The 13,077-nt window shown below is 60.8% G+C and carries 9 protein-coding genes and 1 CRISPR repeat array; of the genes, 4 read left to right on the top strand and 5 right to left on the bottom strand.

Going from position 1 to position 13,077, the window contains the following annotated elements; all coding sequences use genetic code 11:
* Nucleotides 1-47: 47 nt before the first annotated feature.
* Both G3446_RS01950 and G3446_RS29415 read right to left on the bottom strand, forming a co-directional pair.
* Nucleotides 48-392 carry an HVO_A0114 family putative DNA-binding protein gene (locus G3446_RS01950; RefSeq protein WP_164450711.1) on the bottom strand — a complete coding sequence of 115 codons (345 nt, stop codon included), beginning with the start codon at nt 390-392 and terminating at the stop codon, nt 48-50.
* A gap of 10 nt (nt 393-402) precedes the next feature.
* Nucleotides 403-618 carry a toxin-antitoxin system TumE family protein gene (locus tag G3446_RS29415; protein ID WP_483414732.1) on the bottom strand — a complete coding sequence of 72 codons (216 nt, stop codon included), beginning with the start codon at nt 616-618 and terminating at the stop codon, nt 403-405.
* Nucleotides 619-1,271: 653 nt separating this feature from the next.
* Here G3446_RS29415 and cas4g/cas1g point away from each other — a divergent pair.
* Complete coding sequence (gene cas4g/cas1g, locus G3446_RS01960) at nt 1,272-2,996, top strand: CRISPR-associated endonuclease Cas4g/Cas1g (RefSeq protein WP_164450713.1); 1,725 nt, start codon at nt 1,272-1,274, stop codon at nt 2,994-2,996.
* A 14-nt stretch (nt 2,997-3,010) separates the two neighbouring features.
* A complete protein-coding gene (cas2, locus tag G3446_RS01965) occupies nt 3,011-3,304 on the top strand; it encodes a CRISPR-associated endonuclease Cas2 (RefSeq protein ID WP_164450714.1) in 294 nt (97 codons plus the stop codon).
* 252 nt (nt 3,305-3,556) lie between these two features.
* Nucleotides 3,557-11,138: direct repeats of the CRISPR family, unit length 36 nt; unit sequence CTTTCCCTGGCTTATTCGCCAGGGCCTCATTGAAGC.
* Nucleotides 11,139-11,262: 124 nt separating this feature from the next.
* Here cas2 and G3446_RS27910 read toward each other — a convergent pair.
* Complete coding sequence (locus tag G3446_RS27910) at nt 11,263-11,454, bottom strand: MerR family transcriptional regulator (RefSeq protein WP_245232242.1); 192 nt, start codon at nt 11,452-11,454, stop codon at nt 11,263-11,265.
* Entirely contained in the window at nt 11,451-11,675 is a 225-nt protein-coding gene (locus tag G3446_RS01975; RefSeq protein ID WP_164450715.1) for a hypothetical protein, read from the bottom strand. The genes G3446_RS27910 and G3446_RS01975 overlap by 4 nt, the downstream gene beginning before the upstream one ends.
* Nucleotides 11,676-11,892: 217 nt before the next feature.
* Here G3446_RS01975 and G3446_RS01980 point away from each other — a divergent pair, with 217 nt between their 5' ends.
* Nucleotides 11,893-12,171, top strand: a complete 279-nt coding sequence (locus G3446_RS01980; RefSeq protein WP_164450716.1) for a CopG family ribbon-helix-helix protein — start codon at nt 11,893-11,895, stop codon at nt 12,169-12,171.
* On the top strand, nt 12,162-12,437 hold the full coding sequence (locus G3446_RS01985; protein WP_164450717.1) for a type II toxin-antitoxin system RelE/ParE family toxin: 276 nt from the start codon (nt 12,162-12,164) through the stop codon (nt 12,435-12,437). The genes G3446_RS01980 and G3446_RS01985 overlap by 10 nt, the downstream gene beginning before the upstream one ends.
* A gap of 140 nt (nt 12,438-12,577) precedes the next feature.
* Here the strand turns inward: G3446_RS01985 and G3446_RS01990 are convergent.
* Nucleotides 12,578-13,077: group II intron maturase-specific domain-containing protein (locus G3446_RS01990; RefSeq protein ID WP_209262215.1), on the bottom strand; the 500-nt coding region annotated here is incomplete at its 5' end.

A 13,077-nucleotide genomic window follows, 5' to 3' on the forward strand; every position in this document is an offset into this window, starting at 1 on the left:
GCAGCTAGGCACCACTCTCGTCGAGACCAGATCAAGCAGCGCACGAGCTAAGCCGCCGCCTTCGCCACCAGCTGCACCCGCACTTCGTCATAGGGCAGGTGCAGCTTGCCATCCTCGGTCTTGTCGATGAGTCCGCAGTTGGCAAGTAGCTGAGTGTCCGTGTGCACGCCCTTCACGTCTCGCCCGACCCGTCGCGCCAGCTCGCGCACGCCGAGCGGACCGGCGCCCGTGAGCGCCTTGAGGATGGCCCAGCGATTGGCCGTGAGGATGGAGAGCAGCCGCTCCTCGCTGCGGAAACTATAGGAACAGCCTTGGGGCTCGCCCCGAAAGGCGGCCTTCATGCTGTCTTTGACCGAATCCAAGTCGGCCACGTCGATGGTGAGTGTCGTCATCTCGGTCTCCTCAAGCCTGGCTCACGTCCGCCCAGAAGTCGTCGATCAGTTGGTCGAGATCCGCGAAACGCAATGGGGCTTCCCGACCACCAATGTGCTTGTGATCGCCCTTGCCGGCCTCGTTGTCATAGCGCAGCACGCAAACCCCATCCACGACGAGGGCCAAGCGATACTTGAAGGGATGCGCGCAGCCAGCCAGCGGCACGGGGAGCTTCCAAATGGACACATCCGCGAAACGATCGTCAGCCAGATCGAAGCGCCGCTTTTGAATGAGCTCAGCCTTCGTGTGGCCACCGTAGCAAGGCCCCAAAGCGTTGTAAATACGACAACACCAAGCGGTTCGAATGGGGGCGCGCGCAGAATCATCGGATCCAGGGATTCGGCTAAGGCGATTTCCGAGAAGCCGCTTACCAGTCGCCCGCAAGCGGGCCCTAGCGCGCCGTCTCAGTAGGAGACCGCTTGCGGGCGATACTTGAGCCAGGGGCCGGAGAAAGGATCGCCGGAAAGCTCCTTGTCCTCATCCCGTCACTCATTTTCGGAGTGACTGAACGGCCGGTCGGATGATTTCGTGAAATCGCCTTAGACCGGCACTGGGTGGGAGGGCCGCTCCGACGCAACGACGCCTGCTCCGACCGTCCCAGTCGCGGCGGGGCACCGCTCCCACGGATCGAGCGGGCGACCCGATCTAAGATCCGGCGCAGGTCTCAACGGATCCGGTCCTGGGCGGTGGATCGCGTTTCTTCGTCAAGATTCTATGCTCTCAGTCGTTAATTGCGTGTACGCGTCGGATACGTCGGAACCGATTCAATGGAGGCGACGCTCCGCCCTGAGCCGTCGCCGATCAGCCATACCGCCAGTCAGGCCGCTGGGGAGGAAGCCATGACCAAGGATGCGATTCCGGAGCAGATGGAGCTAGAGCTACCCTTCCCGGAGATGGTGCGGGATGTCCCGCTGCTGCCGGCGCGGATGATCAACGAATTCTGCTACTGCCCCCGGTTGGCCTACCTCGAATGGGTGCAGGGGGAGTGGGACGACTCGGCGGACACGGTCGAGGGCCGTCACGCCCACCGCAGGGTCGACCGGCCTGGCGGAACGCTGCCGCCGGCCGAAGCGGCCGAGCCGGAAGAGAAGATCCACGCCCGCTCGATCACCCTCTCATCGAACCGGCTCGGACTCATCGCCAAGATGGATCTGATCGAGGGCGAAGGGAGCCGCGTCACACCAGTGGATTACAAACGGGGCAAGCGTCCGCACGTGGCGCACGGCGCCTATGACCCGGAGCGCGTCCAGCTCTGCGTGCAGGGCATGATCCTGGGCGAGCATGGCTACGACTGCACCGAAGGCGCCCTCTACTATGTCGCGAGCCGCGAGCGCGTCCGTGTCGAGCTGGACGAGGAGCTGCGCGACCTGACCCGGCGGACCATCGACGGGCTGAGATTCGTCGCCGCGGGAGGACAGATCCCGCCGCCGCTGGAGGACAGTCCGAAGTGCGCCCGCTGCTCGCTCGTCGGCATCTGCCTGCCAGACGAGATCAGCTTCTTTCGGGGTGCCAACATTGCGCCCCGACCGCTCGCCGTAGGCGCGGATACAGCCATGCCCATGTACGTCCAAGCCTTTCACGCCAAGGTCACCAAGGCCGGAGAGCGGCTGGAAGTCTTCATCGACGACAACAAGGTCCAGAGCGCGCGCCTCATCGACGTCTCCCAGCTCGCCCTATTCGGCAACATCTACCTCACCACGCCAGCACTGCAGGAGCTGATGCGCCGCAACATCCCCGTCACCTGGCACAGCCACGGCGGCTGGTTCATGGGCCACACCTTTGGCACCGGACACAAGAATGTCGAGCTGCGCCGTGCGCAGTTCCGCCATGCCGACGATCCTGCGCTCTGCCTGAGACTCGCCAAGGGACTCGTCGAGGCCAAGATCCGCAATGCAAGAACCATGCTGCGGCGCAACTGGAAGACCGCTGGTGGAGCGCCGATGGCGCTACTCGAAGACCTCAATAGCGACATCCGACGGGCGCAGCGCACCGACGATCTCAGCTCGCTGCTCGGGATCGAGGGCACCGCCGCCGCTCGCTATTTCGGCGCCTTATCCAACCTCATCAAGCCACCGGGAGACGGCGAGACCCTGAGCTTCGACTTTCGCACCCGAAACCGCCGCCCGCCGACGGATCCGGTCAATGCCCTCCTCTCCTATGCCTACGGTCTTCTGACGCGCAGCTGGACCGTGGTCCTCTCCAGCGTGGGGCTCGATCCCTACCTCGGCTTCTACCATCAGCCACGCTACGGTCGCCCGGCCCTATCGCTGGACCTGATGGAGCCGTTTCGCCCCCTGCTCGGCGACTCCGCCGTCATCCAGGCCATCAACAACGGCGAGGTCCGGCCGACGGATTTCGTCCAAGCGGCCGGCAGCGTCAACCTGACCAATGACGGACGCAAACGCTTCATCGGCACCTTCGAGCGGCGGCTCGCACAAGAAGTCACGCACCCGATTCTTGGCTATCGGCTCAGCTATCGTCGGCTCCTGGAAGTCCAGGCGCGACTGCTTGCTCGACACCTGCTCGGCGAGCTCGATCACTACCCCAGCTTCACGCCGCGCTGAGGAGGCACCAGGAGATGGACCAGAAGCTCTACATCGTGACCTATGACATCTCGGACCAGAAGCGCTGGCGCCGGGTCTTCAAGCTCATGAAAGGGTTCGGCGAATGGGTTCAGCTATCGGTCTTTCAGTGTAGGCTCACACCTCAACAGCACGCCGAGCTCATCGCGCTGCTGGATGGGATCATCCACCATTCGGAGGATCATGTTCTGTCGCTCGACTTCGGGCAGGCAGACCATGTGCTGCCTCGCGTCGTCAGCTTAGGAAAAACGGGCTTCACACCAATCGAGCAAGACCCGATCATCGTCTGAATCCAGCGTCAACAAGACCGCCCTTTCAGCCAACGCCAATGCACATCGCCACCGCTGCCCCATGCGTGCGAGCGCTCGTGTGCCGACAAAAAGCCCGGTAGCGCTCGCAGCACCAAGTTCTTTGACAATCAGTGAATTTCAAGATTATGCTCAAGCAGTCTGAGCAGACAGCGGCCACACCTGATCGAGCATCCGCTCAGGTCTCGCGGCTTCCACCGCTGACCGCGTCCCTGCTGGCCCCGAACGGAGTCCCTTTCCCTGGCTTATTCGCCAGGGCCTCATTGAAGCAGGGCTGAATTCGTTGGTCCAGGTGGTGAAGGCTTCTTTCCCTGGCTTATTCGCCAGGGCCTCATTGAAGCGCAGCCGCTCATGCATTGTCCAGCCTCTTCAGCGTCCTTTCCCTGGCTTATTCGCCAGGGCCTCATTGAAGCTCGTCTTCGACGCGGCCGTGGTCAAACGCGGCCGGCTTTCCCTGGCTTATTCGCCAGGGCCTCATTGAAGCGACCCATGCCCCGATGGTCTTGTCCCACACCAGCGCGCCCTTTCCCTGGCTTATTCGCCAGGGCCTCATTGAAGCCATTCTACGGCGCGCCAGGACGAAGCTTTACCTTCGACTTTCCCTGGCTTATTCGCCAGGGCCTCATTGAAGCGCAAGTTGCGTTGCCGTCGCAGAATGATGAGACCCGCTTTCCCTGGCTTATTCGCCAGGGCCTCATTGAAGCCACATCAACGCCCTGTACAGCCCGCTCGGCCTCGGCTCTTTCCCTGGCTTATTCGCCAGGGCCTCATTGAAGCGGTCGCTGGTTTCGAGCCCCATCAGTAACGCCCACGCTTTCCCTGGCTTATTCGCCAGGGCCTCATTGAAGCCGGCACTCCGGCAAGCCGTTTCAGTGCAGCCCCTCGGCTTTCCCTGGCTTATTCGCCAGGGCCTCATTGAAGCTATTGGTCTAGCCAAGCGCATGTGCGGTGAGTCCTGACTTTCCCTGGCTTATTCGCCAGGGCCTCATTGAAGCTAGGTATCGGCAGTCTCGGCAGTCTCGGCAATAGACTTTCCCTGGCTTATTCGCCAGGGCCTCATTGAAGCTCCACGCGCCACTTCCAGGCCAGCCCGCGCAGCCCGCTTTCCCTGGCTTATTCGCCAGGGCCTCATTGAAGCATGCGGATGGAGCGCGACATCCTGTCAAGCTGGTCCTTTCCCTGGCTTATTCGCCAGGGCCTCATTGAAGCGTCGTAGATCACCAGGACATCATCAGCATGTAGGCCGGCTTTCCCTGGCTTATTCGCCAGGGCCTCATTGAAGCGCTGTCGACCCAAAGCCGTCGTAAATAACACCGGAGTCTTTCCCTGGCTTATTCGCCAGGGCCTCATTGAAGCTTTTCTCTCTCTTGCCGAGACTGCCGAGACTGCCGACTTTCCCTGGCTTATTCGCCAGGGCCTCATTGAAGCTGCGAAGGCTGCGGTCACCGCATCAGCGGCGCCATCCGCTTTCCCTGGCTTATTCGCCAGGGCCTCATTGAAGCGAGCCATTGGCGCCGCGAATCTCGGTATCGAGCACCTGCTTTCCCTGGCTTATTCGCCAGGGCCTCATTGAAGCGCGTTAATGGATTGCGTGCCGTCCTGTGCGGCGCTCTTTCCCTGGCTTATTCGCCAGGGCCTCATTGAAGCGCGGTGAGTGAGGCGTGCCCTGGAATCCGATGCGAGGCTTTCCCTGGCTTATTCGCCAGGGCCTCATTGAAGCAGCGACATCGTGGTGAATGCGGTCAAGGCGCCGAGCCTTTCCCTGGCTTATTCGCCAGGGCCTCATTGAAGCAGGAGTTGGTGGATAAGACGTATGTCGTCCGCAAGCTCGACTTTCCCTGGCTTATTCGCCAGGGCCTCATTGAAGCAAGGCCGACATCCTTGACTACGCGCAGGGGAGCACGCTTTCCCTGGCTTATTCGCCAGGGCCTCATTGAAGCCGCCACTTGTTAGGCATGCCGTGGTTTGCTGCAACTCCCTTTCCCTGGCTTATTCGCCAGGGCCTCATTGAAGCACGCGCAGGCCTTGGGCGTTGACGCGACCGGGCAGTACTTTCCCTGGCTTATTCGCCAGGGCCTCATTGAAGCCCATGTGGTGGGCGATTCTTTCCTCGTTGCGTGTGCTTTCCCTGGCTTATTCGCCAGGGCCTCATTGAAGCTCGCGCGTAATCCCAGGTAAACCAACCGCCTCCCGCCCTTTCCCTGGCTTATTCGCCAGGGCCTCATTGAAGCGCCCTTCACCACGGCCCAGCCGGTGCCATAGACGTTCTTCTTTCCCTGGCTTATTCGCCAGGGCCTCATTGAAGCACTGTGTTGACCATGATCGAGGCGAACTTGGCGTGATCCTTTCCCTGGCTTATTCGCCAGGGCCTCATTGAAGCGGAGCCCGCCAATGCTCTGAGCAATGTTGCGTGGCGCTTTCCCTGGCTTATTCGCCAGGGCCTCATTGAAGCCCAGTGGTGCCCTAACTGCCTATGGGGACAGCGGGGCTTTCCCTGGCTTATTCGCCAGGGCCTCATTGAAGCAGGGCCTACTCTCTCTCTCCTCTCTCCTCTCTCCTCCTTTCCCTGGCTTATTCGCCAGGGCCTCATTGAAGCAAGCGTGCCGTACTGATTGCGGTCAAGAGCATCCCCCTTTCCCTGGCTTATTCGCCAGGGCCTCATTGAAGCTCGTTCATGGCGTGGGATGCGGCGTCATCGGTTTTCTTTCCCTGGCTTATTCGCCAGGGCCTCATTGAAGCCGATCCGAGCACGTGGCGCACACTGAGCAAGCCAAGGGCTTTCCCTGGCTTATTCGCCAGGGCCTCATTGAAGCTCATCCCCGGCCGCAGAATCATCCGATGCGCCGACAACTTTCCCTGGCTTATTCGCCAGGGCCTCATTGAAGCTCGGCTATCCGCTCCCGCCATCGGGCTTGACGCTGGGCTTTCCCTGGCTTATTCGCCAGGGCCTCATTGAAGCTCGTCGAAGGCGCCTGCGGAGACGTCCCACACCAAGGACTTTCCCTGGCTTATTCGCCAGGGCCTCATTGAAGCGCGACAGCTGGTGGGGCGAGGAATCCGTTTCTGCCACTTTCCCTGGCTTATTCGCCAGGGCCTCATTGAAGCCAAGGATTGCAACAGCCGCTCAACAGGCGCCCAGCTCTTTCCCTGGCTTATTCGCCAGGGCCTCATTGAAGCTCGAGGAGTTGCTTGACATCCTGGATGACCACGCTCCTTTCCCTGGCTTATTCGCCAGGGCCTCATTGAAGCTGGGCCGTAGTGCGAAGTGCCGCCCGGAGGCCGTTCCTTTCCCTGGCTTATTCGCCAGGGCCTCATTGAAGCACCTGTCTGCAGGTCACACGCTGGATCGCCGCGAGCCTTTCCCTGGCTTATTCGCCAGGGCCTCATTGAAGCATAGTCGTCCATCTGTGGAACCGCCCAAACCCCCTCCTTTCCCTGGCTTATTCGCCAGGGCCTCATTGAAGCCTGTGCGATTGTGCGATCAACCGCCTCCAGCTCTTGCTTTCCCTGGCTTATTCGCCAGGGCCTCATTGAAGCTACTAGACCACGATGAAGTAGCGCCATTGACGCCCACTTTCCCTGGCTTATTCGCCAGGGCCTCATTGAAGCGATCGATATCGCCGCAGTGCGCGCAGGGCAGCACCCTTTCCCTGGCTTATTCGCCAGGGCCTCATTGAAGCATGAGCTGGACAGCGTTCATGCTCTCAGCATGGCGTCCTTTCCCTGGCTTATTCGCCAGGGCCTCATTGAAGCTGGTTGATTGAACGTGACCCAAACTTGTATATCTGCCTTTCCCTGGCTTATTCGCCAGGGCCTCATTGAAGCCAGGGGCTGCCGGTCGCGACCGACCGGGACAGCCGGCTTTCCCTGGCTTATTCGCCAGGGCCTCATTGAAGCGCTCCTGAGCGATCAGATTCAGGCGCTCGGACTCGGCTTTCCCTGGCTTATTCGCCAGGGCCTCATTGAAGCTTCTGCTTGTCCAGTGCCTTGACGGCCGCCTTCTTGACTTTCCCTGGCTTATTCGCCAGGGCCTCATTGAAGCTTTTTCTTCCTCTTCAGCGCAGCGAGCGCCGTGTCTGCTTTCCCTGGCTTATTCGCCAGGGCCTCATTGAAGCTCCGTCACTGTTGCGCTGAGCCGAGCCATCCCCGCCCTTTCCCTGGCTTATTCGCCAGGGCCTCATTGAAGCTGTCAGCACCTCATAGGGCAGTTCCAAGGCCACGCCAATTCTTTCCCTGGCTTATTCGCCAGGGCCTCATTGAAGCCCCGGCTTGGCGCTCGGAATCTCTCCGCAGTAGGCCCTTTCCCTGGCTTATTCGCCAGGGCCTCATTGAAGCGTAAAGGCCGACGACGATGTCGGAGCCGGAGATCTGCTTTCCCTGGCTTATTCGCCAGGGCCTCATTGAAGCTAGGGTGATGGCCTGGGAGATGGCCGGGAAATCCCCCTTTCCCTGGCTTATTCGCCAGGGCCTCATTGAAGCCTTGTCGGTTTGCAGGACGATCCGCGTGCCAACCCGCGCTTTCCCTGGCTTATTCGCCAGGGCCTCATTGAAGCGCGCAGCCGACGGCGCCCTCCGTAGCATACCGCTCTTTGCTTTCCCTGGCTTATTCGCCAGGGCCTCATTGAAGCGGATGAGCAGCCTGGTACAACTGCATCCCGTTTGGAACTTTCCCTGGCTTATTCGCCAGGGCCTCATTGAAGCTCGCCAATGACCTGGAACTCAGTGCTCGATGTGAACCTTTCCCTGGCTTATTCGCCAGGGCCTCATTGAAGCTGGTGTGTGCGTGGTTGGTAGACTCAGCGCTTCGTGGACTTTCCCTGGCTTATTCGCCAGGGCCTCATTGAAGCCAAGGATGGGAAGCCGCAGGAGATGGCGGCATGCCCCTTTCCCTGGCTTATTCGCCAGGGCCTCATTGAAGCGACAAAGCACAGACCGCCTATACCGTCGTCTACGGGCTTTCCCTGGCTTATTCGCCAGGGCCTCATTGAAGCACGCTACCGCGATGAGGATCTCCCTGAGGTCTCTGACTTTCCCTGGCTTATTCGCCAGGGCCTCATTGAAGCCCTGGCTACCAGCGCGAAAAGAAGCGAGGCATGCAGTCTTTCCCTGGCTTATTCGCCAGGGCCTCATTGAAGCTGCGGGTCCCAGCGGGCACCGTACTTCTTCGCGTGCTTTCCCTGGCTTATTCGCCAGGGCCTCATTGAAGCACGCCCGTGGTACGCGGGAGCTCTTGGCCGGCCTGCTTTCCCTGGCTTATTCGCCAGGGCCTCATTGAAGCGCGCGTGATCCAGCGGATGCGCTTGCGCGGCTCCGGCACTTTCCCTGGCTTATTCGCCAGGGCCTCATTGAAGCGGTGCGGTGTCAGATCGAGGGCGTGCCGAAGCGCTGGCTTTCCCTGGCTTATTCGCCAGGGCCTCATTGAAGCCGGTGGCCGCGTCCGCGCCGGTTGCGCCGGGCATCCTTTCCCTGGCTTATTCGCCAGGGCCTCATTGAAGCCACATCAACGCCCTCTACTCGCCCCTGGGACTGGGTCTTTCCCTGGCTTATTCGCCAGGGCCTCATTGAAGCGATGCGCGGGAGCGGCCAGTGAACACCGGGCGGCTCTTTCCCTGGCTTATTCGCCAGGGCCTCATTGAAGCGCCAAGGAGGTGATGCAATGATGACCGACCACGTCACCTTTCCCTGGCTTATTCGCCAGGGCCTCATTGAAGCGAGGCGGGCCAGGAGGTACAGCTCCATCTGCACACCCTTTCCCTGGCTTATTCGCCAGGGCCTCATTGAAGCGACTTTGTCGACTTCTAGTTCAGAGAGCATGAGGATCTTTCCCTGGCTTATTCGCCAGGGCCTCATTGAAGCCGAGCAGGACGGGTCTGCCGCTCGCGGCGTTGCGGCCTTTCCCTGGCTTATTCGCCAGGGCCTCATTGAAGCGTGCCTGCACGCATGAAGGTCTTATAGGTTTGCCCGCTTTCCCTGGCTTATTCGCCAGGGCCTCATTGAAGCATGGACGTGCTCGGGGTGAGCTATCTCAAGACAGTGGACTTTCCCTGGCTTATTCGCCAGGGCCTCATTGAAGCCAACAGTCCCAGCGGCTCGCCGTCGACGGCATCCCGGGCTTTCCCTGGCTTATTCGCCAGGGCCTCATTGAAGCATAGAGGGTGATGGACTGGAGCTTGATCTCCCCTGACTTTCCCTGGCTTATTCGCCAGGGCCTCATTGAAGCATGGGGTCGCTGTACTGCGTCGGCCAGGTCAGCCCATCTTTCCCTGGCTTATTCGCCAGGGCCTCATTGAAGCCCGGAGCGCGCGCGAATGCCCGAGGGATCGCCTCGCTCTTTCCCTGGCTTATTCGCCAGGGCCTCATTGAAGCGCAGGTCCGCGACCGCCTGGGCGGTCTGAACGTGCGCCTTTCCCTGGCTTATTCGCCAGGGCCTCATTGAAGCGACCTGACGCTTACCGGGTTCGACCAGGGGGAGATCTTTCCCTGGCTTATTCGCCAGGGCCTCATTGAAGCGTGGCGTTGACCGTGACCGCGTTCGCGCTGCTGTTGTGCTTTCCCTGGCTTATTCGCCAGGGCCTCATTGAAGCCGGGCGGAAGGGGCGCTTGTGCGCGGGGTGCTGAACCTTTCCCTGGCTTATTCGCCAGGGCCTCATTGAAGCGGACACTTGAAGTGCCGATCACCATTCGGCGTCTCCGTCTTTCCCTGGCTTATTCGCCAGGGCCTCATTGAAGCGCCGCGCGTCATGTTGCTGGGGCGCAGGATCGGGGCCTTTCCCTGGCTTATTCGCCAGGGCCTCATTGAAGCAAGTTGCAGGCCGAGGGGGATGGGGATGGGAGCGAGCTTTCCCTGGCTTATTCGCCAGGGCCTCATTGAAGCGTCATGCCAGGCCCGCCCCGCACCGGCCCGCACCCGCTTTCCCTGGCTTATTCGCCAGGGCCTCATTGAAGCGATGTGATGGCGAACACTTTTTTCATGGTGCTTTCACTCTTTCCCTGGCTTATTCGCCAGGGCCTCATTGAAGCTTCAACGTGCGCCGCTTCGTCGAGGGCACCGAGGTGGTCTTTCCCTGGCTTATTCGCCAGGGCCTCATTGAAGCATCAGGATGCGATCCGGATAAGCCCCGGCATTCTTGCTTTCCCTGGCTTATTCGCCAGGGCCTCATTGAAGCCTAGCTCAGGTGCTGGCATCGTCGTTGCCCTCCTGGCTTTCCCTGGCTTATTCGCCAGGGCCTCATTGAAGCCATGTCGAGATCTCCAGTCAGGACGCTCAAGCCTAGCCTTTCCCTGGCTTATTCGCCAGGGCCTCATTGAAGCACGAGCTGCGCACCATCATGACCCGCGTGGTGCGCGAACTTTCCCTGGCTTATTCGCCAGGGCCTCATTGAAGCGACGCCGACCGGCTGACGGCCCCGGCCTATGCGCGGCCTTTCCCTGGCTTATTCGCCAGGGCCTCATTGAAGCGAGTCTCCGGGCCGTCTTGACCTTCCTTGCCCTTCCCTTTCCCTGGCTTATTCGCCAGGGCCTCATTGAAGCCACGTGAAACCTTCGGGAGATCAAGATGGCGACAGCCTTTCCCTGGCTTATTCGCCAGGGCCTCATTGAAGCTGCGCGGACTCGTCGAGCTGGTCCGAGGCCTCGGCCCTTTCCCTGGCTTATTCGCCAGGGCCTCATTGAAGCTCGGACGGGGGCGAGCATAAGATCCGGATTCGGAACTTTCCCTGGCTTATTCGCCAGGGCCTCATTGAAGCAGAGGGAGTTCGTCGGCGGTCTCGGCTTCGTCGTCCTTTCCCTGGCTTATTCGCCAGGGCCTCATTGAAGCCGGGGGTGGTGGCCGAGGTGATCGAGGGCCTCGATCGTCAGTTGGACCCGTAGGGTGGACGAGCGAGAGCGAAGTCCACCGAATCCCGCGCCTGTGTTGGTGGACTGCGCTGCGCTTGTCCACCCTACAGCCGGAGGTTGGGCCAATCGATGATCGACGCCTGATCGAGCGGCACCTCGAAGCCGTGGTAAAAGGAGATTGGCATCACGAAGCCGGGCGTGCGGCCGGGATGCAGTAAGCCGTTCTCCTCGTAGAACCGCAGGGTTCGCACCGTCGTTCCCAGAGGCTGTGCGATTGCGCCGATCTTCAGGCTCATAGATCGACGATCTGGGCCTGGTAGCCCTGCTCACGCACCGCCGCGAGGATGCGGTGTGGGGGTGAGCGCACGGGATCGGTCGGAAAGAACATCAGGTGCGGCTTTGCGGACTGGTGAGCCTCGGTGGAGACACCCAACCGCTCCGCAAGGGTGGTGACCAGCTGTTTCTTGGTCTTGGCATCCAGAGCTTCTTTGAAGTGCAACATCACGTCACTGGGCATGAGAGGTCCTCCGTAACAAAGGCGCTTGTGATTATCTTCCGCTCACGTCAGATATATCTATCTCACGTTAACGGTAGATAAATGTCAAGTCTGAATCCTCGCCATGACCCAGTCGTCAGGTTGAAGTACAGCTCAACTCGACACCTCCTTGCGAGATTCATGCTCAATCAATATGATTAATTGTGAATCACAACCCGAAAGATCGAGGAGATAGCCGATGGCCAAAGCCGCAACGCGGGTATTGACCGCGCACGTCCCTGTTCCGCTGGCCGAGAAGGTCGATCAAATGGCCGACCGCCTAGAGCGCTCGCGCGGTTGGATCATGAAGCAGGCGCTTTCCTCCTGGATCGCCCTCGAGGAAGAGCGTGATCGTCTCACCCAGGAAGCCCTAGCCGACGTCGATGCAGGCCGAGTCATCGACCACCAAGCCGTTCAAGCCTGGGCTGATCGACTGGACGCGGATGAACCGCTGCCCGTCCCGCGCCGATGGAGCTGAAGTGGACCGGCAAGGCGCTCTCCGATCTGACGCGGCTCCACGCGTTTTTGGCGGTGGTGAGCAAACCGGCGGCGGCACGCGCCGTTCAGGCACTCGTCAAGGCACCGACCAACCTGCTGGCGCATCCGCGAATCGGCGAGCAATTGTTTCAGTTCGAGCCGCGCGAGGTCCGGCGGTTGCTCGTGGGTCAGTACGAGGTGCGCTATGAGATTTCCGGCGAGAACATCTACGTGCTGCGCCTCTGGCACACCCGAGAGGATCGGTGATCCTAGATTCGGCAATTGGAACCGGTAGAGTAGAGGCCAGGGTCGCCCCTGGCCCCCCTCGTCAAACGCAGCATGCAGATTTCCCGCACTGCGCTTTCCTGCTGTCTTCACATCAAAGCTATCGCGGGGGAATCGAGCCGTCACAGCTGCACCAAGCCCAGTTGTTTGTAGAGATGGGCATACCATGACACCCCCGGCGGTGGCCGATAGGGGCGCTGACTCCGACGCTTGAGATGACGCACGAGGCGCTGTTGGAGGAACCAGTTCATGCGGCGAAACGCCGGACGGCTGCGACCACGGCCAAAGTAGTTGGCCCATCCACGGACCTGTTGATTGACCGCGCCAATCAGCTCGGGGGCGGGCTGGAAGGCCCGCTTGGTGCTGATCAGGGTGCGCAGCTTCGCGCGCTCGCGCGCACAGGCGTTGGCACTGGGCGAGCGTGCCAGATAGCGCTTGGCACGTCCGAACTGATCGGGCTCGTAGCGAAAGGTGTAGCCGAGAAAGTCCAGGCTCGCCCCCGCTTCGGTGAGCGTGACGATGCGCGTCTTCTCGCGGTTCACCCGTAGCCCCATCCACTCTTCCACGATGGCGTCGACCCAGTCGCTGATGCGCCGCCCTTGGTAGCGGGCGAGGATGACGA

Origin of the sequence: Thiorhodococcus minor (assembly GCF_010820565.1) — a bacterium.
GTDB classification, from domain to species: domain Bacteria; phylum Pseudomonadota; class Gammaproteobacteria; order Chromatiales; family Chromatiaceae; genus Thiorhodococcus; species Thiorhodococcus minor.

Excerpts from the sequence above, each read along its gene's own strand:
- G3446_RS01950 (WP_164450711.1), bottom strand. The coding sequence starts at position 392 with ATGACGACACTCACCATCGACGTGGCCGACTTGGATTCGGTCAAAGAC.
- cas4g/cas1g (WP_164450713.1), top strand. The coding sequence starts at position 1,272 with ATGACCAAGGATGCGATTCCGGAGCAGATGGAGCTAGAGCTACCCTTC.
- cas2 (WP_164450714.1), top strand. The coding sequence starts at position 3,011 with ATGGACCAGAAGCTCTACATCGTGACCTATGACATCTCGGACCAGAAG.
- G3446_RS27910 (WP_245232242.1), bottom strand. The coding sequence starts at position 11,454 with ATGAGCCTGAAGATCGGCGCAATCGCACAGCCTCTGGGAACGACGGTG.
- G3446_RS01975 (WP_164450715.1), bottom strand. The coding sequence starts at position 11,675 with ATGCCCAGTGACGTGATGTTGCACTTCAAAGAAGCTCTGGATGCCAAG.
- G3446_RS01980 (WP_164450716.1), top strand. The coding sequence starts at position 11,893 with ATGGCCAAAGCCGCAACGCGGGTATTGACCGCGCACGTCCCTGTTCCG.
- G3446_RS01985 (WP_164450717.1), top strand. The coding sequence starts at position 12,162 with ATGGAGCTGAAGTGGACCGGCAAGGCGCTCTCCGATCTGACGCGGCTC.